This window comes from Massilia endophytica (assembly GCF_021165955.1).
In the GTDB taxonomy this organism is placed as follows: Bacteria; Pseudomonadota; Gammaproteobacteria; order Burkholderiales; family Burkholderiaceae_D; genus Rugamonas; species Rugamonas endophytica.
In genome coordinates, this window is record NZ_CP088952.1 from 4,983,498 (window position 1) to 5,006,293 (window position 22,796).

Below are 22,796 nucleotides of genomic sequence, written 5' to 3' on the forward strand. Positions count from 1 at the left end.
GCCTTGCCATAGTGCTACAAGCCCAATATTACTGGATATAATTACAGTATGAGCCAGGAACGCCGCATTGCCCACCTCGACATGGATGCATTCTATGCATCGGTGGAGCTGCTGCGCTATCCCGAACTGCGCGGGGTGCCCGTGGTGGTGGGCGGCGGCTCGCGCCACGCGCCCCGCCTGCGCGCGGACGGCACGCACGAATTCTCGCGCCTGCGCGACTACGTGGGGCGTGGCGTGCTCACCACAGCCAATTACGAGGCGCGCAAGCTGGGCGTCGGTTCGGCCATGGGCACGATGAAGGCGGCCAAGCTGGCGCCCGATGCGGTGCTGCTGCCCGTGAACTTCGACAACTACCGCCATTACTCCCGTCTCTTCAAGGCGGCCGTGGCCGGCATAGCGCCCGCCATCGAAGACCGGGGCATCGACGAGATCTATATCGATCTCACGGACGTGCCCGGCGAAACGCGGGAGCTGGCGCTGCGCATCAAGCAGGCGGTGTTCGATGCCACGGGGTTGACGTGCTCCATCGGCGTGACGCCGAACAAGCTGCTCTCCAAGATCTGTTCGGACCTGGAGAAGCCGAACGGCCTCACCATCCTCGGCTACGAGGATGTGCCCGCCCGTATCTGGCCGCTGCCCGCGCGCAAGGTGAACGGCATCGGTCCGAAGGCGGCGGCGCGGCTGGCGGACCTGGGCATCGAGACCGTGGGGCAGGTGGCGCAGGCCGATCCCAAGCTGCTGCAGGAGCATTTCGGCCTCAACTACGCCGAATGGCTCAAGCGCGTGGCGCACGGGCGGGACGAGCGGGGCATCTCCACGCGCTCCGACCCGAAAGGGATGAGCCGCGAAACGACCTTCGACCGCGACCTGCATGCGAAGCAGGACCGGGAAGAGCTCTCCGGCATCTTCACCCGCCTGTGCGAGAAGGTGGCGGCGGACATGCAGCGCAAGGGCTATGTCGGCTGCACCGTGGGCATCAAGCTGCGCTATGCCGACTTCCGCACCGTGACGCGCGACGTGACCCTGCCCCAGCCGACGAACGACGCCATGGCGATCCGGCGCGCGGCGGGCGAATGCCTGCGCCGCGTGCCGCTCGACCAGCGCCTGCGCCTGCTGGGCGTGCGGGTCAGCACCCTGAGCTCGCTGGACGAGCTGCCGCCCGGTGCGCTGGCCCGGCAGGGGGAGTTGTTCGCTGATCAATAACTCGCGATAATGGGCCCGCGCTGCACGGATTGCAGCCCACACAGGGAGTTCCACATCGACGAAGCACGTTTGCGTCCGCGCCACGCCTGGCTCGCGGTTCTGCTGATATTGCATATTGCCGCTCTGCTGGCCTGGCAGCAGGGCGCGCGGATCGCTCCGCCCGCGCTTGCGGCGCGCAGCGAGCTTGTTTTCGTCATGCCGCCGCCGGCGCGGCCCGTGGCGGTCCCGCCCGTGCAGGGCCGTTCGGCGCCCCAGCCGAAGGCGCCCTCCGCAAGGCGCATGGAGCCCGAAGCCATCACCGTGATGCCAGCGACGCCCGCCACGCCGCCCCCGGCCGAGGCTGCGCCTGCACTTCCTGCCGATCCCTTTTCCGACAGCAAGCCGCTGGCCGCCACGGCGCGCGACGCCGTCGGCACCGCGATGAAATCCCTGCAGAAGGAGCGGCCCCATGCTTTCCTGAGCACCGTGCAGTCGGCCGGGACCATCGAACGCGCCCTGGCGAAAGCGGCTGGCACAACCGGGACGCGGTTGGAGGAGCTGGTGTTGCCGGACGGCCGCCGCATGACGCGGGTGCGTGCCGGCGGCGGCACTTATTGCGTGGTGATGGACTCCCCAGCGGGCTCAGCCGGGCGTGACGTTTTTCGCGACGGCGTGAAGTCGAGAACGGTGACTTGCCCCAACTAGCACGTGTAAAATACCGTTCCCCTGAAACAAGCTGAACAAGGCCCGTACACCTTATGTGGTTCAAGAATCTACAGATTTACCGTCTGCCCGCCCCGTGGGCATTTACCCCGGAACAACTTGAAGAAGCCCTGCGCCCGCATTCGTTCACGCCTGCCAGCAGCAACGAGATGATGCGCCAGGGATGGGACTCGCCGCGCGGCAATGGCTCGCTCGTGCACGTGGTCAACAAGCAGATGCTCCTGCTGCTGGGCACCGAAAAGAAACTGCTGCCTACGACCGTGGTGAACCAGGTGGCCAAGGCCCGCGCCGCCGAGCTGGAAGAACAGCAAGGTTTCGCCCCAGGCAAGAAGGCCATGAAGGAACTGAAGGAACGCGTGCACGACGAACTGCTGCCGCGCGCCTTCACCATCCGCAGCAATGTGTGGACCTGGATCGACCCGGTCAACGGCTGGCTGGTGGTGGATGCGGCAAGCCCGGCCAAGGCGGACGAAGTTATCAAGCTGCTGCTGAAGGCCGTGGACCGCATGCCGCTGGAAAGCCTGCGCGTGCAGCGTTCCCCGGTGGGTGTGATGACGGCCTGGCTGCAGGACGACGAAGCGCCGGCCGGTTTCACGGTCGACATGGATACCGAACTGCGCGCCACGGGCGAGAGCAAGGCGGCGGTGCGCTATGTGCGCCACACCCTGGAGCCGGAAGAAGTGCGCCGCCACATCGCGGCGGGCAAGCAGTGCACGCGCCTGGCCATGACCTGGGACAGCAAGATCTCCTTCGTGCTGACGGAAGCGCTGGCGATCAAGGGCGTCAAGCCGCTGGACGTGATGAAGGAAAACGAAGCCACCACCCGCAACGACGAAGAGCGTTTCGACGGCGACTTCATGCTGATGACGGGCGAACTGAGCAAGCTGCTCAAGGACGTGGTCGAAGCGCTGGGCGGCGAGGCCGCAGCGTAATACGAGGCGGCGCCAGCGCCGCCTTTTTTCTTACAGCGGCTGGAAGACTCCGGCCGCGCGGTTCTTCTGCACGTTGTCCCAGGCGAAGATCTGTCCGTTCATGGCCACGTACACGCCGGGCGGAAGGGTCTGGGCGGCGGCGCAGGCGAAGCCCAGGTTGAACAGCGCATCCGAGTTGTCGATCTCGTAGGGAATCATGGCGCCGGTCAGCACGATGGTCTTGCCCAGCGCAACGGGGCCCAGCACGGCGGCCGTTTCCTTCATCGTGTCCGTACCGTGCACGATCACGATGGCCTTCTCCGGGGCCGCCTGGCAGCTGGCCAGCACGCGGGCGCGGTCGGCGTCCACCATATCCAGCGAATCCAGCAGGGGCAGTTGCTCCAGCTCCACACCAACGGTAATGCGGGCGCGGGCGAGGGCGGCGGGCAGATGGCTCTCGGCGAAGCCCAGAGTGCCGTTCAGTTCGTTGTAGTGTTTATCGAAAGTGCCGCCGGTAGCGAGAATGCGCAAGGTCATGGTGATGTCGTCAATCGAATGCAGAATGGCGCATGATAGCCTGAAGCCCCCGGCTTGAAAAATCTTTGTGTGTACTCATCTGGAAAGCTTCATGAACGTTGAGTACACTGAATTCTTTGTTCCGTACCGCCATGAAAGCGCTCGCACCCGGCACCGTCATTTTCCATCGCCACCGTGGCTACGGGGTGATCACGGCCGTCAATCTCCTGACGGGCTGGATCGCTGCGCGCTTCGGCAGCGAGCAGCGCACGCTCGACCTGAATCTTTCCAGTGACGAAGTGCAGTTCGCGGACGGGGAAGCCATCCTCTTCCGCCGCGCCCCGCCCGACCGCATGCCGCACGCGCGGCTGATGGCCATGGTGCGCGCGCTGCACCTGGCGGGCTACCAGAAGCTCTACCTCTACACCTGGCCCAAGCCCTCGGGGCTGCACTGGCGCTGGCACCTTTTCACGGGGCAGCGCGACTGGATGCAGCGCCCCTGGCGCGAAGGCTGGTACGGCTCGGGCGCCGACTACAACGTCAATCCCGTGATGGGCTGGGGCGACAATCCGGGCGCCACGACGGACGAGCTCATCCACGCCCTCGCGAAATTCGACCCGCAAGGCCTGGCGCAGGCGCTGGGCAAGGACGAAGACCACACGGCCTGGTTCGCGCAAGTGTGCGAGCACTTACTGCCGGGCTATATGTACAGTCTCGACATGCAGCGGCCGGAAGGTGCGCCGCTGAGCGACATGCCGGCGGTACCCGTGATCCCGGTACGCGCCAGCCTGCCGCCCTATCCCGGCCCCGACATCGGCTGGCCGCCCGGCTGGCAGGGCCTCTGGACCCGCGTCCACGCCATGCCCGCGCCCCGCATCAACCTCACCGGCATCCCCGAAGCCTGACCTGCAGCCCTACGGCCGCGCTCGTGTCCACTTCTGGTGCCAGGGAAGATTTTTGGACACGAGCTTGTCGGTAGTGGCCTTAGTGCCGAGTTTGTGTCCACTTTTCTTCCCTGGCACCAGATTTGGACACGGGCTCGTCAGTTGCGGGTATAGCCGGGGTTGAGGATGGTTTGGCAGCGGCCTTCGGTGAAGTCGATCAGGTTGCGGAAGGCGTGGGTGAAGTAGAGCTCGTAACTGTCCTTTTCCACGTAGCCCAAGTGGGGCGTGGCCAGCACGTTGGGCATGCGCAGCAGGGCCGAGTCTTCCTGCAGGGGTTCGCTGGGGAAGACGTCCAGCGCCGCCGCACCAGGACGGCCTGCCGCCAGCGCCGCTTCCAGCGCGCCGTCGGCGACCAGTTCGGCCCGGCTGGTGTTGACGAAGAGGGCACCAGGCTTCATGCGCGCCAGGTCGTCCGCCGTGACGATGCCGCGCGTGGCGTCCGCCAGCCGCAGGTGCAGGGTCAGCACGTCGGCCTGCTCGAAGAAGGTCTCGCGGCTCGGCGCGGCGGCATGGCCGTCCGCCACCGCCGCGGCCCGGCTGGATTCGCTGCCCCACACCAGCACCTGCATGCCGAAGGCGCGCGCATAGGTGCCGATGAGCTTGCCGATCTTGCCGTAGCCCCAGATCGCCAGGGTGCGTCCGCCCAGCACCGTGCCCAGGGTGTTGAAGGCGGGCTCGGTGGATACCGTCTGCCACAGCCCCCGCTTCAGGTTGGCCGCATAGGGAACGATCTTGCGCTGCGCCGCCATGATCAGGGCCCAGGTGAGCTCGGCCGGAGCGGTAGGCGAACCCACGCCTTCGGCAATCGCAATGCCCAGCTCCGTCGCCGCCGCCACGTCGATGTGGCCGCTCACCTTGCCCGTCTGGGAAATCACTTTCAGGTTCGGCAGTTTCGACAGCAGCGCCCGGCTCAGGGAGGTGCGCTCGCGGATCAGGACCAGGGCGTCGAAGGGCTGCAGCCGCGCCGCCAGCTGGCCCATGCCGCGGATGGTGTTGGTGAAGACCTTGACCTCGTGGCCGTTCAATTGTGCGAAGCAGTCGAGCGTTCGCACCACATCCTGATAGTCGTCCAGAATCGCAATTTTCATGGGAGTTGGCAGAAGTTAGTGTGGAAATGGTAGGGAAATAACAGGATGCACAATATCTGGAATAGCCTACTACATTGGTCAACCATTTTTCCTACATTTTTGTCTGAATCGCAGGGGTGGAGGTGTACAATCGGCCACAATCAGGTCGTCAAACAGACGAGTTTGCCGCGGCCGAACGTTCCATCTCCCGCCTATATTGCCGCAGGGAGCGCGCCGTCGAGCAATCCGGCGCACCGACAGAACCGCCGTACACCGCCGATGCATTTCGAATGCTATTCCGAGCGCAAGCCATAAGCTGACGACGATCCTGCCGTGCCGGGACAAGACAGAATTCTTAATTGGCATTGGAGGTACTATGAATCAGCCCGTGATGGGAGGCGTTGCAACAATGAACGCACCAGCTTACATCAAACAGCAAAAGCTTATCAATTGGGTCGCCGAGGTGGCCGCATTGACCAAGCCCGACCGCATCTACTGGTGCGACGGCTCGCAGGAAGAGTACGACCGCCTCTGCGCCGAGATGGTTGCCGCAGGCACCATGAAGAAGCTGAATGAGGAGAAGCGCCCGAACTCCTACCTGGCCTGCTCGGACCCTTCCGACGTGGCCCGCGTGGAAGACCGCACCTTCATCTGCTCCGCCACCAAGGAGCAGGCCGGCCCCACCAACAACTGGATCGACCCCGCCGAAATGCGCGGCACCCTGAACGGCCTGTTCGACGGCTGCATGGTGGGCCGCACCATGTACGTGGTGCCCTTCTCCATGGGCCCCCTGGGTTCGCCCATCGCCCATATCGGCGTGGAACTGTCCGACTCGCCCTACGTGGCCGTCAACATGCGCGTCATGACCCGCATGGGCAAGGCCGTCTACGACGTGCTCGGCGCCGACGGCGCCTTCGTGCCCTGCGTGCACTCGGTGGGCGCGCCCCTGAAGGCCGGCCAGAAGGACGTGCCATGGCCCTGCAACAGCACCAAGTACATCGTGCACTTCCCCGAGACCCGTGAAATCTGGTCCTACGGTTCGGGCTACGGCGGCAACGCGCTGCTGGGCAAGAAGTGCTTCGCCCTGCGCATCGCCTCCAACATGGGCCACCAGGACGCGAAGGACGGCAATCCGGGCTGGCTGGCCGAGCACATGCTGATCCTGGGCGTGGAGTCGCCCGAAGGCAAGAAGCACTATGTGGCTGCCGCCTTCCCATCCGCTTGCGGCAAGACCAACTTCGCCATGCTGATTCCGCCTGCGTCCTTCAAGGGCTGGAAGATCACCACCATCGGCGACGACATCGCCTGGATCAAGCCGGGCAAGGACGGCCGCCTGTACGCCATCAACCCTGAGGCCGGCTATTTCGGCGTGGCCCCGGGCACGAACGAGAAGACCAACTCGAACTGCATGGCTTCGCTGCGCGAAAACACCATCTTCACCAACGTGGCCCTCACCGACGACGGCGATGTGTGGTGGGAAGGCATGACCAAGGAAGCCCCGGCCCACCTGATCGACTGGCAGGGCCGCGACTGGACGCCTGCCTCCGGCACCAAGGCCGCCCACCCGAACGCCCGCTTCACCGTGGCCGCCACCCAGAACCCGGTGATCGACCCGGCCTGGGACGATCCGGCCGGTGTGCCGATCTCGGCCTTCATCTTCGGCGGCCGCCGCTCCACCACCGTCCCGCTGGTGACCGAAGCGCGCGACTGGACCGAGGGCGTGTACATGGCCGCCACCATGGGCTCGGAAACCACCGCCGCAGCCGCCGGCCAGATGGGCGTGGTGCGCCGCGACCCGTTTGCCATGCTGCCTTTTATCGGCTACAACATGAGCGACTACTTCCAGCACTGGCTGAACTTCGGCAAGAAGCTGGGCGCCCAGGCGCCGAAGATCTTCTGCGTGAACTGGTTCCGTACCGACGAGCACGGCCACTTCGTCTGGCCCGGCTTCGGCGACAATATGCGCGTGCTGAAGTGGATGCTGGAACGCATCGAAGGCAAGGCGGGCGGCATCGAGACCCTGTTCGGCACCACGCCGCGCTACGGCGACCTGAAGTGGGACGGCATTCCCTTCTCGCCGGAAGAGTTCGAAACCATCACCTCCATCGACAAGGACGCCTGGCGCGAGGAGCTCAAGCTGCATGCCGAGCTCTTCGACAAGCTGGCCTACCACCTGCCCCAGGAGCTGGTGGACAACAAGGCCAAGCTGGAACAGCGCCTGTCGGCCTGACCTCCCATGCCAAACCGCCCGGTAAGCCGGGCGGTTTTTTTTGCTGGTAATTTCGCACATGTGTGCTAAACTGCCTGCATGGATGCCCTGACTGCCAAAAGCGAAGCCACCTTTGCCGCCATTCTTTCTGCCGCCAGCGATATGGCGGCGGCCGAGGGCATCGGCAAGCTGTCGCTGGGCGAGCTGGCCAAGCGCACGGGCATCAGCAAGAGCGGGGTGTTTTCCCGCGTCGGCTCGCTGGAGCAGCTGCAGGAAGCCGTGCTGGATGAATACGACCGCCGCTTCTCGGAAGATATTTTCCTGCCCACCCTGAGCCTGCCGAAGGGCCTGCCCCGGCTGCAGGCCCAGGTGAGCAACTGGATACGCCGCGTGAGCGACGAGGCCCCGCGCGGCGCCTGCCTCTATACGGCGGGCGCCTTCGAGTTCGACGACCTGCAGGGACCGCTGCGCGAGCGCCTGGAGCAGGGCGTGCTGACCTGGCGCGCCTCGCTGCGCCGCACGGTGCTGCAGGCCATGGAGGCCGGCCACCTGCGGCCCGATACCGATCCCGAACAGCTGGTGTTCGAGATCTACAGCCTGATCGTGGGCGTCATGCACGACACCCGCTTCCTGCGCGACAGCGAAGCGCCGCGCCGCATGCAGCGCGCCTTCAACCGCCTGATTTCAACCTACAAGAGTTTCAACGTCGAATAAGCGCGTGCGCGGCCCGCCATGGCCGCGCCTTTTTTTGATCTGAGTTCGCACGGGTGTGCGAAATGGAGGCTGGAAATGACTACCTTGCTATGGCTTCTGCCGGTCGGTTTCGTTGCGGTGCGCTGGAGCGGCCTGTTCGACCTGCTGCGTTCCATTCCCGACAGGAACGAGGACTTCGGCGAAGACTTCTGAGCCGAAAAAAAAGCGCGCCGGGCGGCGCGCTTCGGGTCTTACTTCTTCTTCAGCAGCGGCACCAGGTACTTGCCGGTGACGCTGTCCGGGTTGGCCGCCACCTCTTCCGGCGAGCCGGTGGCGATGATGCGTCCGCCGCCCGCGCCGCCTTCGGGGCCCAGGTCCACCACCCAGTCGGCCGTCTTGATCACGTCCAGGTTGTGCTCGATGATCACGAGGGTATTGCCCTGGTCGCGCAGGCGGTGGATCACCTTGAGCAGCAGGTCGATATCGTGGAAGTGCAGGCCGGTGGTGGGCTCGTCCAGGATATACAGGGTGCGCCCCGTGTCGCGCTTGGACAGCTCCAGCGACAGCTTCACGCGCTGCGCCTCGCCGCCCGAGAGGGTGGTGGCGCTCTGTCCCAGCTTGATATAGCCCAGGCCCACGTCCAGCAGGGTGTGCAGCTTGCGCGCGATGACGGGCACGGCCTTGAAGAATTCGTGCGCGTCCTCCACCGTCATCTCCAGCACCTCGGTGATGCTCTTGCCCTTGTAGTGCACTTCCAGGGTTTCGCGGTTGTAGCGCTTGCCGTGGCAGACGTCGCAGGGCACGTACACGTCCGGCAGGAAGTGCATCTCCACCTTGATCACGCCGTCGCCCTGGCAGGCTTCGCAGCGGCCTCCCTTCACGTTGAAGGAGAAGCGGCCCGCGCTGTAGCCGCGCTCCTTGGCCACCGGCACCGTGGAGAACAGCTCGCGGATGGGCGTGAACACGCCCGTGTAGGTGGCCGGGTTCGAACGGGGCGTGCGGCCGATGGGCGCCTGGTCCACGGCAATGACCTTGTCGAAATGCTCCAGGCCGCTGATCGTGTCGTGCGGCGCCGGTTCCGTCTGCGAGCCGTAGAGGTGGCGCGAGAGGGCGGGATAGAGCGTGTCGTTCACCAGGGTGGACTTGCCAGAGCCGGACACGCCCGTCACGCAGGTCAGCAGGCCGACCGGCACGTTCAGGGTCACCTTCTTCAGGTTGTTGCCCGTGGCGCCCGTCACCGTCAGCTGGCGCTTGGGGTCGGACTGGTGGCGCTTCTTCGGCACCTCGATCTTCAGCGAGCCGTTCAGGTACTGGGCCGTCAGGGACTTCTTGTTCTTCAGGATGTCCTTCAGCGGGCCGGAGGCGATCACGTCGCCGCCGTGCACGCCCGCGCCCTGGCCCATGTCCACGATGTAGTCGGCGGTGCGGATGGCGTCTTCGTCGTGCTCCACCACCAGCACGCTGTTGCCGATGTCGCGCAGGTGCTTGAGGGTGTCGATCAGGCGGTCGTTGTCGCGCTGGTGCAGGCCGATGGACGGCTCGTCCAGCACATACATCACGCCCGTCAGGCCGGAGCCGATCTGGGATGCGAGGCGGATGCGCTGGGCCTCGCCGCCGGAGAGGGTGTCGGCCGAGCGGTCCAGGGACAGGTAATCCAGGCCCACATTGTTCAGGAAGGTCAGGCGCGACACGATCTCCTTGATCACGCGGTCGGCGATGTCGCGCTTGGCGCCCTTGAGCTTGAGCTGCTCGAAGAAGCTGAGCGAATCGCGCAGGGGCTTCTCGGCGATCTCGTAGATGGCCCTCTCCTGCTTGCCGCTGCCGATCTTCACATGGCGCGCCTCTACGCGCAGGCGGGCGCCTTCGCAGGTGGGGCATTTCTTCTCGTTGATGAACTTGGCCAGCTCTTCCTTCACGGCCATGGAGTCCGTTTCGCGGTAGCGCCGCGCGAGATTGTTCACCACGCCTTCGAAGGTATGCTCCTTCACTATCGTGCGGCCGCGCTCGTTGATATAGGCGAAGGGCACCGCCGTCTTGCCCGAGCCGTGCAGCACCACTTCCTGCGCGCTGGCGGGCAGCTGCTCGAAGGGCACGTCCAGGTCGAAGCCGTAGTGGGCGGCGAGGCTGGTGAGCATCGAATAGTAGAACTGGTTGCGCCGGTCCCAGCCCTTCACGGCGCCGGAGGCGAGCGAGAGGTTGGGGAAGGCGACAATGCGCTTGGGGTCGAAGAACTCGATATGGCCCAGGCCGTCGCAATCGGGGCAGGCGCCCATCGGGTTATTGAAGGAGAACAGGCGCGGCTCCAGCTCCTGCAGGGAATAGCCGCAGGTGGTGCAGGCGAACTTGTTCGAGTACACGTGCTCGACGCCCGTGTCCATTTCGTAGGCCACGGCGCGGCCGTCCGCCAGGCGCAGGGCGGTCTCGAAGCTTTCGGCCAGGCGCTGCTTGATCTCCGCATTCACCTTCACGCGGTCGATCACCACGTCGATCGTGTGCTTCTCCGTTTTCTTCAGCTTGGGCAGGTCGTCCACTTCGTAGATCTTCGCGTCGTGGGTGCCGCTCTGCACGCGGAAGCGCACGAAGCCCTGGGCCTGCATCTGCTCGAACAGGTCGGCGTGCTCGCCCTTGCGGTTGGCCACCACGGGGGCCATGATCATCAGCTTGGTGCCCTCGGGCATGGCCAGCACGGCGTCCACCATCTGCGACACCGATTGCGCGGAGAGCGCATGGTCCGGGTGGTTGATGCAGTAGGGCGTGCCCACGCGCGCATACAGCAGGCGCAGGTAGTCGTGGATCTCGGTCACCGTGCCCACCGTGGAGCGCGGGTTGTGCGAGGTGGCTTTCTGCTCGATGGAGATGGCGGGCGAGAGGCCCTCGATCATGTCCACGTCCGGCTTTTCCATCAGCTGCAGGAACTGGCGCGCATAGGCCGACAGCGATTCGACATAGCGGCGCTGGCCTTCCGCATACAGCGTGTCGAACGCCAGGGAGGACTTGCCGGAGCCGGAGAGGCCGGTAATGACGATCAGCTTGTTGCGCGGCAGATCGAGGTTGATGTTCTTCAGGTTGTGCGTACGGGCGCCGCGGATGCGGATATATTCCATTGAGCTTGGGCCTTGGGTTCGGAGTGCTTGACGCGGATCAGGTAACTGGGCTATATACTGTATATAATACCAGTATTCAAGATTCGCCGCAAAACCGCAGAAAATTCCTCGCTGCGGGCCCCTTGCCCTGTCATATAATCATCGTTTAGCAATAATTTACGCAGGAGTACTACATGGCATCTGTCAACAAAGTCATCATCGTCGGCAACCTGGGCCGTGACCCGGAGATCCGCTACATGCCGAGCGGCGATGCCATCGCCAATATTGCCGTGGCGACCTCCTTCCGCAGCAAGGACAAGAACACCGGTGAGCAGAAGGAAGTCACCGAGTGGCACCGCATCTCCTTCTTCGGCCGCCTGGCCGAAATCGTGGGCCAGTACCTGAAGAAAGGCTCTTCGGTCTACGTGGAAGGCCGCCTGCAGACCCGCAAGTACACGGACAAGGATGGCGTGGAGAAGTACGCCACCGACATCATCGCCCAGGAAATGCAGATGCTGGGCGGCCGCCAGGGCATGGGCGGCGGCGATGCCATGGGCGGCGACGACATGGGCTACGACGCGCCGCCGGCCCGTCCGGCGCCCCGTCCGCAAGCGGCTGCGCCTGCACCGCGCCCCGCTCCCCGTCCTGCGCCGAACTTCTCGGACATGGACGACGACATCCCCTTCTAAAGCGCTTTCATCGCCAGACAAAAGCCTGCGCGCCTGTGGCCGCAGGCTTTTTAGCTTTGGCGCTCCGCGTCAGGAGGCGCGATGGGCAGGGAGCAGGCCTGCACATGCTGCCGGGCCCAGTGGTTCAGCGTCGCATCGGAGGCGGCAAGCAGGGCATGGGTAGCGGCGTAGTTCCTGACCCCATCCGGCAGCGCCTCGAGCAGCGCATCGGGCGGGGCGCCGTCCGCAGCGGCCGTTTCCGTGAGAAAGAGGAAGAAGGCGTGCCGACGGTATTCCACGGTGTTGTCGCCGATATAGGGATAGAGCCCTTTCATCAGCACCATGCTGTTGTAGAGCCTTAGCAGGGAGCGCGGATTCGTCATGCCAAACAGGGCCGCGCATTCCCGGAAGACCAGGGCCTGCCCGGGAGTGGCGAGCAGGTGCTCGTCCCCGTCCTCCGCCTCGTCGGCGGCAGGGGATTCGGAAGGGGGCTCCTCGCCGGCCGCATCGGCAGGGAGCTCCAGGGAGGCGTGGGCTGGCGCTTCGGGCGCGCCGCCCGCTGCCGGCCCGGCGGGGAGCTCCGGCACATCGAACAGCGCATGGTTGATATAGCGGGCCACCGCGGCGGGGGAAGGCTCCGGCAGGACCACGGACACCTGCAGGATCTTGGCCAGGAACTCGCGGCTCAGGCGGGCGCTGGCCCCGGCGGGCGCGGCCTTGTCCTGCAGGCGCTGCGCGACCGCGTCGAACAGCACGCGGTAGTCCACGGCGAAGACCAGCACCACCTCCCGGAATTCGGCAACCAGGCGGGTGGCCTCCACCGTGCGCCAGACGTTCTCCCGGCTGCAGCGGTCCAGATCGTCCACCACCAGCACATAGGTCTTCGGCTTTGCGGGCGCCTTCCCGTGGGAGGGAAGATAGTCGCGCAGCCGGAAGCGCGAGGCCCTGAACAGCCCGGCCAGCTCGCTGCGGATGCGGTGCGTCAGGCCGATGTGCTCGGCGTAACTGATATGTTTCAGGAAGGAGCGCAGGCCCTGGGTCAGTGGGCTCTTCCAGGCCAGCTGCGCCGCGAACAGCAAGGTCACCGCGCCCGTGATCCAGATGCGCATCGTTTCGTTCCAGAGCGCGTAGGCCTGGAAGCGGTACTTGCCGTCCAGGGCCTCCAGCGGCGCCAGGGTCAGCGCGCACAGCAGGAGCACCAGCAGGGTCAGGCCGAGCGCCGCATCGTCAATGAGGATGCGGTGCTTGAGCCGCAGCCAGAGGCGCCCGATCCAGCTGTGCCCGGCATAGACCTGCCGCATGATGGCGTCGGCCAAGGCGGCCGGCATGCTGCCGACGGTCTCGTTTTCCCAGGCATTGAACTCGATGATTTCCACGTCGCGCTCGCCGCCCACCTGGTTCCTGAGCAGGCTGACGACCGTGCTCTTGCCGCTGCCCCAGCGGCCGAACAGGCCGATGGCCAGCGACCGGTTCTGGGATTTGGAGCGGATGATACTGCGCAGCACCTGCACCAGGCGTTCGCGCTGCATCAGGTCGCGGCTAGCGGCGCCGTCCGCGATGGGGCGCACCCATCCGGCTCGCCCGGGTGGCGGCTCGGACGGGCCGGTCAGCGTGACGGCGCCGTCCTGCGGCGCCGTCTCGTCCACGGACAACCCGGCTTCCGCCCACAATTGCGCGTTGCCGCCGAAGTCCCACACATGCCGTTCGGCAGACGAGGGGGCGATGCGGAAGCCAAAGCGGGTCGCCTGCAGGAGCGCGGCCCGGTCGGTGAAGCTGCGCAGCAGCACGACATCCCCGATGTCTCCGAGGTCGTAGCCAGTCGCCCGCCGGGCGGTCAGCACCAGCCAGCCGGCCGAGGCGATCTCCTCGGGAAGTGCCGGCTTCTCGCGGCTTGAAATGCGGATCAGCCGGATGCCGCCATGGCGCGCGGCATTGAGCTCATGGTAGGCGGCGTCCACTTCCGCCAGGTCGCGGCAGATGAACACGGTGCGGCGCTCGCCCACGGCGGGGACGGCCAGCCGGACAGCCTGCCTGAGCGCCTCGGCCGACCACGCGGGGCTGCGGAAATAGGCAGGCATGGCATGGAATACGGGCGCCGACAGCATGCCCGCGCTAGCGGCCTCGGCAGTGCTCAGCGAATAGACGGGTTCGCCGAAGGATTGCTGCACTTCGATACTGGGCGCGGACGCGAAGGCCACCACGGCGCGGGCGCCAGCGAGGACGCCGCTCACCCGGGTTTCCCCCCACTGATTGGCAAACGACAAGGCCTCGGGGGTGATGACGATCTCGCCGCCCTGGAGCCCGCCCTCCTCGTCGCGCTCGCTGCGCAAGAGCTGGGCGACGGTGGCGAAACGGATCAGCTCCCGCCTTCCCGCCCCCAGCTGCGCCAGCCGCTGCTGCAGCAGCTCGACCTCGACGCGCGTGTAGGCGAGGATCAGGACGGGAGAGAGGCCCTCGAGCAGCTCGCGGACGATGTACTCGATGACCTTGGTCTTGCCGCTCTGCAGCGGCATCTCGACAAGGATGCGGGCCTGCTGGCGGCGCAGCGCGTCCAGCACCGCTTCGGCGGCCTGGAGCTGGTGGTTCAGGAGGAAGAGGTTGCTCATGAGGCTATCTATATATAGAGGAGGCCGGTCCGGCCCCCAGTGGAGAACTATAGCGGAGCGGTCTCTTGTTGCAAAGAAATAAAGAACGGCGAATCCGCCACAGCCCAGCCGGGGAGCAAAGGGGGTAAACCCGGTCTATTCAATAAATTGCACTTGTGTAAACCAGTAGTTATCTAGACAAGTTAACCCCGCAAACCCGCATGTTTCCGAGACTGAAGGTTACGTTTCTATTACAAATTGTTGTTTTTGCTCTGTTTTTTGCTGCGCTGCAGATGTTGCTGGGAAACCGCGCGGTGACAAATTTGCGAAAATTTTCGTGCTTAGGGGCAACTCACTTGGGATATACTGATCAGTAATCGCTGTCAGTCCCGCCGCGATTTGGGAGGGCGGCAGTGTTAAAGTGATGCATTAGGGCATCAAGCCGCTTAATGCCGGGCCCCGCCAGGTCGCTTTACATGGCTGGAGTGCCGGTTTTGAGTAGGCAAAGGATCTTGCTTGCAGTACAGGCAAGTAGAAATTTATCGAGTGTTGCTTCCCGTACATAAAGTTACGGGTTTTTGTGTCGCTAACAGGTTGTAGGTTTTTGTGTTCGGTCCAGACAGGTTTGTTGCGGAAATGTCAAATCGGTCAGCCAACGACGTAATTGCACCGCTTCAGGGTGCGGTGCTTTAACTAAATTTTCCGCAGCTAGGGTCTCAGGAGAAAAAAATGACGATGATGCAAGGTTTTACCAATTCGGCCGATATGCGGGCTCTAAGCACCAGCTTCATCAATGGGCTGGGCACTGACGAGATCGCCGTGATGACGTCCACGCAGCTGTCCTGGCTGACGACAGCACAAGTGCGTGCACTGAATTCCACGCAGATCGCCAGCATGACGACCACTGCGCAGCTGTCCGGTCTGGGTACCGAACAGGCGGCAGTGCTGGCCAGCGAGCAGCTGGCCGCGATCACCACCAACAACCTCGCCGTGCTCGGCACGGACGACGTCCGCGCGCTGGTGTCGACCGTGCTGAATACGCTGGCCACGGACAAGTTCCGTGCCCTGACCTCGAACCAGATCGGCGGCCTCTCCACCGCCCAGCTGTCCGCCCTCAACAGCCAGACCCTGAACGCCGGCCTGAGCAGCGTCCAGATCGCAGGCCTGACGACCCAGCAGGCAGCAGCCCTGACCTCGACCCAGCTGAACACGCTGAGCACCAATGTGCTGTCGAACATCAGCACCGCTGACATCGCAGCCATCAAGACCCATTCCCTGGCCGGCCTGAACTCGACCCAGTTCGACGCCCTGAGCAGCAACCAGCTCCAGGGTCTGACCTCCTACCAGGCTGGCGCACTGAATGCGACCCAGGCTGCGGGCCTGACCAGCGCCGACCTCGGTATTCTCGAAACCGTCGACGCCAAGGCCCTGAAGACCAACTTCATCGCCGCCCTGAACTCCGTTCAGCTGAGCGGTATCGGCTCGAACCAGGTAGCTGTGCTGAGCAGCGCCCAGATCGCCCAGATCGCCGCGAACGCGTTCAACGCCGCTTTCGGCACGGACGACGTCGCTGCGCTGAACAGCTCTTCCATCGGCGGCCTGACCAGCGCCCAGCTGGCCGGCATGTCGAGCACCAATCTGCGCGCCATCGAGACCCAGGACCTGCGCGCCATCAAGACCAACGCCATCGTCGGCATCAACTCCTCGATCTTCGCCCAGCTGACCACCGACCAGGTCGCTGCCCTGACGAGCGTGCAGATCTCCGCCCTGGGCACCAGCTATTCCCTGACCTCGGTGCAGGTGGCTGCCCTGAGCACCGCCCAGGCCGCCGGCCTGACTTCGGCACAGCTGAACGCGATGCCGACCTCGACGCTGGCACAGATGGGCACCGCCGCCCTGGCCGCGATCAAGACCAACGCCCTGGCCGGCATGAACTCCTACCAGTTCGACGCCCTCAACACGGCCCAGCTGGCTGCTCTGACCTCCGTGCAGGCCGGCGGGCTGAACTCGGTGCAGGCTGCAGGCCTGAGCAGCACCGACCTGGCCGCCCTGGAAACGGCCGACGTGAAGGCGCTGAAGACCAACTTCATCGCCGCCCTGAACTCGGTCCAGCTGAGCGGCATCACCGCCGGCCAGGTTGGCGTGCTGAGCAGCGCGCAACTTGCCAACGTCGCTGCGAACGCCTTCAATGCCGCCTTCGGTACGGATGACATCGTCGCCCTGACCACCGCCAATATCGGCGGCCTGGGCAGCGCCCAGCTGGCCGCGATGACGAGCACCAACCTGCGCGCCATCGAGACCCAGGACCTGCGCGCCCTGAAGACCACGGCCTTCGTCGGCATGACCTCGACCCAGTTCGGCCAGCTGACCACCACCCAGGTGAACGCCCTGACCTCGGCCCAGATCGCCGCGATGGGTTCGGGCTATGTGCTGACCTCGACCCAGATCGCCGCCATGACCAGTGCGCAGGCAGCGACCCTGACCTCGACCCAGCTGAACGGCCTGAGCACCGACTCCCTGGCCCAGCTGAGCACCGCTGCCATTCCGGCAATCAAGACCAACGCCCTGGCCGGCCTGAACTCCTACCAGTTCAACGCCCTGAACACGGCCCAGCTGGCAGCCCTGACCACGGTCCAGGCAGGCGCCCTGAACTCGGTGCAGGCCGCGGGCCTGAACAGCGCCGACCTGAGCACGCTGGAAACGGCCGATGTGAAGGCGCTGAAGACCAACTTCATCTCCTCCCTGAACTCGGTGCAGCTGAGCGGTGTGACCGCCGCCCAGGTGGCCGTGCTGAGCAGCGCGCAGATCGCCAACGTCGCCGCGAACGCCTTCAACAGCGCCTTCGGTACGGATGACATTGCCGCCCTGACCACGGCCAACATCGGCGGCCTGGGCAGCGCTCACCTGGCCGCGATGACGAGCACCAACCTGCGCGCCATCGAGACCCAGGACCTGCGCGCCCTGAAGACCACGGCCTTCGTGGGTATGACCTCGACCCAGTTCGGCCAGCTGACCACCGACCAGGTGAACGCCCTGACCTCGGCCCAGATCTCCGCGATGGGTTCGGGCTACGTGCTGACCTCGACCCAGATCGCCGCCATGACCACCGCGCAGGCTGCGACCCTGACCTCGACCCAGCTGAACGGCCTGACCACGGATTCCCTGGCCCAGCTGAACACCGCTGCCATGGCCGCGATCAAGACCAACGCCCTGGCCGGCCTGAACTCCTACCAGTTCAACGCCCTGAACACGGCGCAGCTGGCTGCCCTGACCACGGTCCAGGCAGGCGCCCTCAACTCGGTGCAGGCCGTGGGCCTGAACAGCGCCGACCTGAGCACCATGGAAACGGCCGATGTGAAGGCGCTGAAGACCAACTTCATCTCCGCCCTGAACTCGGTGCAGCTGAGCGGTGTCACCGCCGGCCAGGTGGCCGTGCTGAACAGCTCGCAGATCGCCAACATCGCTGCGAACGCCTTCAATGCCGCCTTCGGTACGGATGACATCGCCGCCCTGACCACCGCCAACATCGGCGGCCTGGGCAGCGCCCAGCTGGCCGCGATGACGAGCACCAACCTGCGCGCCATCGAGACCCAGGACATCCGCGCCCTGAAGACCACGGCCTTCGTCGGCATGACCTCGACCCAGTTCGGCCAGCTGACCACCGACCAGGTGAACGCCCTGACCTCGGCCCAGATCTCCGCGATGGGCTCCGGCTACGTGCTGACCTCGACCCAGATCGCCGCCATGACCACCGCGCAGGCTGCGACCCTGACCTCGACCCAGCTGAACGGTCTGACCACGGATTCCCTGGCCCAGCTGAACACCGCTGCCATGGCCGCGATCAAGACCAATGCCCTGGCTGGCCTGAACTCCTACCAGTTCAACGCCCTGAACACGGCCCAGCTGGCAGCCCTGACCACGCTGCAGGCGGGCTCGCTGAACTCGGTGCAGGCCGTGGGCCTGAACAGCGCCGACCTGAGCACGCTGGAAACGGCCGATGTGAAGGCGCTGAAGACCAACTTCATCTCGGCCCTGAACTCGGTGCAGCTGAGCGGCGTCACCGCCGCCCAGGTGGGCGTGCTGAGCAGCGCCCAGATCGCCAACGTGGCGGCGAATGCCTTCAACGCCGCCTTCGGTACGGATGACATCGCCGCTCTGACCACCGCCAACATCGGCGGCCTGGGCAGCGCCCAGCTGGCCGCGATGACGAGCACCAACCTGCGCGCCATCGAGACCCAGGACATCCGCGCCCTGAAGACCTCGGCCTTCGTGGGCATGACCTCCACACAGTTCGGCCAGCTGACCACGGATCAGGTGAACGCCCTGACCTCGGCCCAGATCGCCGCGATGGGTTCCGGCTACGTGCTGACCTCGAGCCAGATCGCCGCCATGACCACCGCGCAGGCAGCGACCCTGACCTCGACCCAGCTGAACGGCCTGGGCACCGACTCGCTGGCCCAGCTGAACACCGCTGCCATGGCCGCGATCAAGACCAATGCCCTGGCCGGCCTGAACTCCTACCAGTTCAACGCCCTGAACACCGCCCAGCTGGCTGCCCTGACCACGGTCCAGGCAGGCGCGCTGAACTCGGTGCAGGCTGTGGGCCTGAACAGCGCCGACCTGAGCACGCTGGAAACGGCCGATGTGAAGGCGCTGAAGACCAACTTCATCTCGGCCCTGAACTCGGTGCAGCTGAGCGGCGTCACCGCCGCCCAGGTGGCCGTGCTGAGCAGCGCCCAGATCGCCAACGTGGCCGCGAATGCCTTCAACGCCGCCTTCGGTACGGATGACATCGCCGCCCTGACCACCGCCAACATCGGCGGCCTGGGCAGCGCTCACCTGGCCGCGATGACGAGCACCAACCTGCGCGCCATCGAGACCCAGGACATCCGCGCCCTGAAGACCAGCGCCTTCGTGGGCATGACCTCGACCCAGTTCGGCCAGCTGACCACCGACCAGGTGAACGCCCTGAGCTCGGCCCAGATCTCCGCGATGGGTTCCGGCTACGTGCTGACCTCGAGCCAGATCGCCGCCATGACCACTGCGCAGGCTGCGACCCTGACCTCGACCCAGCTGAACGGTCTGGGCACGGATTCCCTGGCCCAGCTGAACACCGCTGCCATGGCCGCGATCAAGACCAACGCCCTGGCCGGCCTGAACTCCTACCAGTTCAATGCCCTGAACACGGCCCAGCTGGCAGCCCTGACCACGGTCCAGGCTGGCGCGCTGAACGCCACCCAGGCGGCAGGCCTGAACAGCGCCGACCTGAGCACGCTGGAAACGGCCGACGTGAAGGCGCTGAAGACCAACTTCATCTCCGCGCTGAACTCGGTGCAGCTGAGCGGCGTCACCGCCGCCCAGGTGGGTGTGCTGAGCAGCGCGCAGATCGCCAACGTGGCGGCGAACGCCTTCAACGCCGCCTTCGGTACGGATGACATCGCCGCCTTGACCACCGCCAATATCGGCGGCCTGGGCAGCCAGCACCTGGCCGCGATGAGCAGCACCAACCTGCGCGCCATCGAGACCCAGGACATCCGCGCCCTGAAGACCTCGGCCTTCGTGGGCATGACCTCGACCCAGTTCGGCCAGCTGACCACCGACCAGGTGAATGTCCTGAGCTCGGCGCAGATCGCCGCGATGGGTTCGGGCTATGTGCTGAACTCGACGCAGATCGCCGGCATGACCACCGCGCAGGCCGCAACCCTGACCTCGACCCAGCTGAACGGTCTGAGCACGGATTCCCTGGCCCAGCTGAACACCGCTGCCATGGCCGCGATCAAGACCAATGCCCTGGCCGGCCTGAACTCCTACCAGTTCAACGCCCTGAACACGGCCCAGCTGGCAGCCCTGACCACGGTCCAGGCTGGCGCGCTGAACGCCACCCAGGCGGCAGGCCTGAACAGCGCCGACCTGAGCACGCTGGAAACGGCCGACGTGAAAGCGCTGAAGACCAACTTCATCGCTGCCCTGAACTCGGTGCAGCTGAGCGGCGTCACCGCCGCCCAGGTGGGTGTGCTGAGCAGCGCGCAGATCGCCAACGTGGCGGCGAACGCCTTCAATACCGCCTTCGGTACGGATGACATCGCTGCCCTGAACACGGTGAATATCGGCGGCCTGACGAGCGCCCACCTGGCCGCGATGACGAGCACCAACCTGCGCGCCATCGAGACCCAGGACCTGCGCGGCCTGAAGACCAGCGCCTTCGCCGGCATGACGACGACCCAGTTCGCACAGCTGACCACCGACCAGGTGAATGCTCTGAGCTCGGCCCAGATCGCCGCGATGGGTTCGGCCTACTCGCTGACCTCGACCCAGATCCCGACGATGAGCACCGCCCAGGCTGTGCTGCTGACCTCGACCCAGCTGAACGCCCTGAGCACGGACGCCCTGTCGCTGATGGGTACTTCGGCCCTGGCCGTGCTCAAGACCAGCGCCCTGGCCGGCCTGAACTCTTACCAGTTCAACGCCCTGAGCTCGACCCAGCTGCAAGCCCTGACCTCGGTCCAGGCTGGCGCGCTGACCGCGACCCAGGCAGCGGGCCTCACCAGCTCCGACCTCAGCATCGTCGAGACCGCCGATGTGAAGGCGCTGAAGACCAACTTCATCGCCGCCCTGAACTCGGTGCAACTGAGCGGTATCGCAGCGACTCAGGTGGCTGTGCTGAGCAGCGCCCAGCTGAGCAACGTGGCGGCTTCGGCCTTCACCTCCGCCTTCGGCACCGACGACATCGCTGCGCTGACCACGGCCAACGTGGGCGGTCTGACGAGCGCCCAGGTAGCGGCCATGACCAGCACCAATCTGCGTGCCCTGGAAACGGCGGACCTGCGTGCCCTGAAGACCAACGCCATCGCAGGCCTGAACAGCTCGACCTTCGGCACGCTGACGTCTGTCCAAGTGGGTGTCCTGAGCAGCAGCCAGATCTCGGCCCTGGGCACGTCCTACGCGCTCAATTCGGATCAGATCGCTGGTCTGCGCACCGAACAGGCTGTGAAGCTGACCTCGACGCAGATCAACGCAATGGCGACCTCGGCCTTGGCCCTGATGGCTACCAACAGCGTGGCGGCACTGTCGACCACGATGATCGGCGGCATGAGCACGGCGGCTGTCCAGGCGTTGACTTCGACCCAAGTCATCGCGTTGACCTCGCTTCAGGTCCGCGCCTTGAACTCGGCACAGCTTGGCGCGCTGGGCACGCTGGAACTGAGTGTGATGGAAACGCAGGACCTGCGTGCGATCAGCACGGCTGCCCTGACGGGTCTGAGCACGCAATACTTCAGCGCAATGACCACCGCGCAGATGCCGGCCCTCACCACTGCGCAAATGCAGGCGATGACTTCGACCCAGCAGGCAGCGTGGAACAGCTCGCAGATCCAGGCCCTGACGGCGGCGCAGATGCCGTTCCTGAAGTCGACCCCGATCATCCTCGACCTGAACGGCGACGGCGTGAGCACCTTGGGTACCAACGCAGGTGTGCAGTTCGACATCTACGCCAGCGGCGCCAAGACCAACACCGGCTGGGTGGGCGGTGGCGACGGCCTGCTGGTCCTGGACCGCAACGGCGACGGCCAGATCAACGACGGCGGCGAGCTGTTCGGCAGCTCGGTCACCCTGGCTGACGGCAGCCGTGCGAAAGACGGCTACGTGGCGATGCAGGCCCTCGACAGCAATGGCGACGGCAAGCTGAGCGGCGAAGACAGCGCCTTCGGCGACCTGAAGGTCTGGGTCGACAACGGCGACGGCATCAGCCAGTCCGGCGAGCTGCGCAGCCTGAGCGACCTGGGCATCGTGAGCCTCGACCTGAACGCCCAGAGCAGCAGCGTGGAGCAGAACGGCAACACCATCGGCCTGACCTCGAGCTACACGACGGCCGACGGCGCCAGCCACGACATGGCCGACGTCTGGTTCCAGGTGAACGTGGATCAGGACGACCTGCGCAACAAGGTGGCCGGCCTGACCCAGGCACTGGGCGCCTTCAGCGAGCACGTGGCCCAGCCAGTACCGGGCACGGCGGTGAGCCTGCTGCAGAGCAGCGCGGCGCAGAGCGTGGGCCTGAACGTGGCGGCCATGGCCACGACGCTGAAGCAGTTCGGCGCCGACGGCAAGCTGCTGGAAGCCTCCGGCCTGGCCGGCTCCGAGAGCACCAAGCTCAAGGCGCTGCACCAGGAGCACAGCACCGGCTTCCTGGCAGTACCGAAGTAATCAGCCTCCGCGGGCC

General features: G+C 65.4%; 12 protein-coding genes. 8 read left to right on the forward strand and 4 right to left on the reverse strand.

Annotation, left to right across the window (positions count from 1 at the left end; all coding sequences use genetic code 11):
• Positions 1–48: 48 nt before the first annotated feature.
• The 3 genes from dinB (at position 49) to LSQ66_RS22910 (ending at position 2,837) form a co-directional block, all read left to right on the forward strand.
• Positions 49–1,203 (forward strand): DNA polymerase IV, encoded by a 1,155-nt coding sequence (dinB, locus tag LSQ66_RS22900; RefSeq protein ID WP_231767471.1) that lies wholly within the window; start codon positions 49–51, stop codon positions 1,201–1,203.
• Between the two features lie 69 nt (positions 1,204–1,272).
• The gene (locus LSQ66_RS22905; RefSeq protein ID WP_231767472.1) at positions 1,273–1,887 is read left to right on the forward strand and encodes a hypothetical protein; all 615 of its coding nucleotides are present in this window, start codon (positions 1,273–1,275) and stop codon (positions 1,885–1,887) included.
• Positions 1,888–1,940: 53 nt separating this feature from the next.
• A complete protein-coding gene (locus tag LSQ66_RS22910; protein WP_231767473.1) occupies positions 1,941–2,837 on the forward strand; it encodes a recombination-associated protein RdgC in 897 nt (298 codons plus the stop codon).
• A gap of 30 nt (positions 2,838–2,867) precedes the next feature.
• Here the strand turns inward: LSQ66_RS22910 and LSQ66_RS22915 are convergent, their stop codons facing one another.
• Positions 2,868–3,353, reverse strand: a complete 486-nt coding sequence (locus LSQ66_RS22915; RefSeq protein WP_231767474.1) for an asparaginase domain-containing protein — start codon at positions 3,351–3,353, stop codon at positions 2,868–2,870.
• 131 nt (positions 3,354–3,484) lie between these two features.
• Between LSQ66_RS22915 and LSQ66_RS22920 the strand changes: the two genes are divergently transcribed.
• On the forward strand, positions 3,485–4,237 hold the full coding sequence (locus LSQ66_RS22920) for an L-asparaginase (protein ID WP_231767475.1): 753 nt from the start codon (positions 3,485–3,487) through the stop codon (positions 4,235–4,237).
• Between the two features lie 137 nt (positions 4,238–4,374).
• Here LSQ66_RS22920 and LSQ66_RS22925 read toward each other — a convergent pair whose 3' ends face one another.
• On the reverse strand, positions 4,375–5,364 hold the full coding sequence (locus LSQ66_RS22925; RefSeq protein ID WP_231767476.1) for a D-2-hydroxyacid dehydrogenase family protein: 990 nt from the start codon (positions 5,362–5,364) through the stop codon (positions 4,375–4,377).
• A 355-nt stretch (positions 5,365–5,719) separates the two neighbouring features.
• On the opposite strand from LSQ66_RS22925, the gene LSQ66_RS22930 reads away from it, so the two are divergent.
• Both LSQ66_RS22930 and LSQ66_RS22935 read left to right on the forward strand, forming a co-directional pair.
• On the forward strand, positions 5,720–7,573 hold the full coding sequence (locus LSQ66_RS22930; RefSeq protein WP_231767477.1) for a phosphoenolpyruvate carboxykinase (GTP): 1,854 nt from the start codon (positions 5,720–5,722) through the stop codon (positions 7,571–7,573).
• Positions 7,574–7,651: 78 nt separating this feature from the next.
• Positions 7,652–8,266: a TetR/AcrR family transcriptional regulator gene (locus LSQ66_RS22935; RefSeq protein WP_231767478.1), complete on the forward strand. Its 615-nt coding sequence runs from the start codon at positions 7,652–7,654 to the stop codon at positions 8,264–8,266.
• A gap of 230 nt (positions 8,267–8,496) precedes the next feature.
• Here the strand turns inward: LSQ66_RS22935 and uvrA are convergent, their stop codons facing one another.
• On the reverse strand, positions 8,497–11,349 hold the full coding sequence (gene uvrA, locus LSQ66_RS22940; protein ID WP_231767479.1) for an excinuclease ABC subunit UvrA: 2,853 nt from the start codon (positions 11,347–11,349) through the stop codon (positions 8,497–8,499).
• A 173-nt stretch (positions 11,350–11,522) separates the two neighbouring features.
• On the opposite strand from uvrA, the gene ssb reads away from it, so the two are divergent.
• A complete protein-coding gene (gene ssb / locus LSQ66_RS22945; protein WP_231767480.1) occupies positions 11,523–12,017 on the forward strand; it encodes a single-stranded DNA-binding protein in 495 nt (164 codons plus the stop codon).
• Between the two features lie 50 nt (positions 12,018–12,067).
• On the opposite strand, the gene LSQ66_RS22950 is transcribed toward ssb, so the two are convergent.
• Positions 12,068–14,602, reverse strand: a complete 2,535-nt coding sequence (locus LSQ66_RS22950; RefSeq protein WP_231767481.1) for a P-loop NTPase fold protein — start codon at positions 14,600–14,602, stop codon at positions 12,068–12,070.
• Positions 14,603–15,310: 708 nt separating this feature from the next.
• On the opposite strand from LSQ66_RS22950, the gene LSQ66_RS22955 reads away from it, so the two are divergent.
• The gene (locus LSQ66_RS22955; protein ID WP_231767482.1) at positions 15,311–22,780 is read left to right on the forward strand and encodes a beta strand repeat-containing protein; all 7,470 of its coding nucleotides are present in this window, start codon (positions 15,311–15,313) and stop codon (positions 22,778–22,780) included.
• Positions 22,781–22,796: the final 16 nt, after the last annotated feature.

Excerpts from the sequence above, each read along its gene's own strand:
- uvrA (WP_231767479.1), bottom strand. The coding sequence starts at position 11,349 with ATGGAATATATCCGCATCCGCGGCGCCCGTACGCACAACCTGAAGAAC.
- LSQ66_RS22930 (WP_231767477.1), top strand. The coding sequence starts at position 5,720 with ATGAATCAGCCCGTGATGGGAGGCGTTGCAACAATGAACGCACCAGCT.
- LSQ66_RS22955 (WP_231767482.1), top strand. The coding sequence starts at position 15,311 with ATGACGATGATGCAAGGTTTTACCAATTCGGCCGATATGCGGGCTCTA.
- LSQ66_RS22920 (WP_231767475.1), top strand. The coding sequence starts at position 3,485 with ATGAAAGCGCTCGCACCCGGCACCGTCATTTTCCATCGCCACCGTGGC.
- LSQ66_RS22935 (WP_231767478.1), top strand. The coding sequence starts at position 7,652 with ATGGATGCCCTGACTGCCAAAAGCGAAGCCACCTTTGCCGCCATTCTT.
- dinB (WP_231767471.1), top strand. The coding sequence starts at position 49 with ATGAGCCAGGAACGCCGCATTGCCCACCTCGACATGGATGCATTCTAT.
- LSQ66_RS22925 (WP_231767476.1), bottom strand. The coding sequence starts at position 5,364 with ATGAAAATTGCGATTCTGGACGACTATCAGGATGTGGTGCGAACGCTC.
- LSQ66_RS22910 (WP_231767473.1), top strand. The coding sequence starts at position 1,941 with ATGTGGTTCAAGAATCTACAGATTTACCGTCTGCCCGCCCCGTGGGCA.
- LSQ66_RS22950 (WP_231767481.1), bottom strand. The coding sequence starts at position 14,602 with ATGAGCAACCTCTTCCTCCTGAACCACCAGCTCCAGGCCGCCGAAGCG.
- LSQ66_RS22915 (WP_231767474.1), bottom strand. The coding sequence starts at position 3,353 with ATGACCTTGCGCATTCTCGCTACCGGCGGCACTTTCGATAAACACTAC.
- ssb (WP_231767480.1), top strand. The coding sequence starts at position 11,523 with ATGGCATCTGTCAACAAAGTCATCATCGTCGGCAACCTGGGCCGTGAC.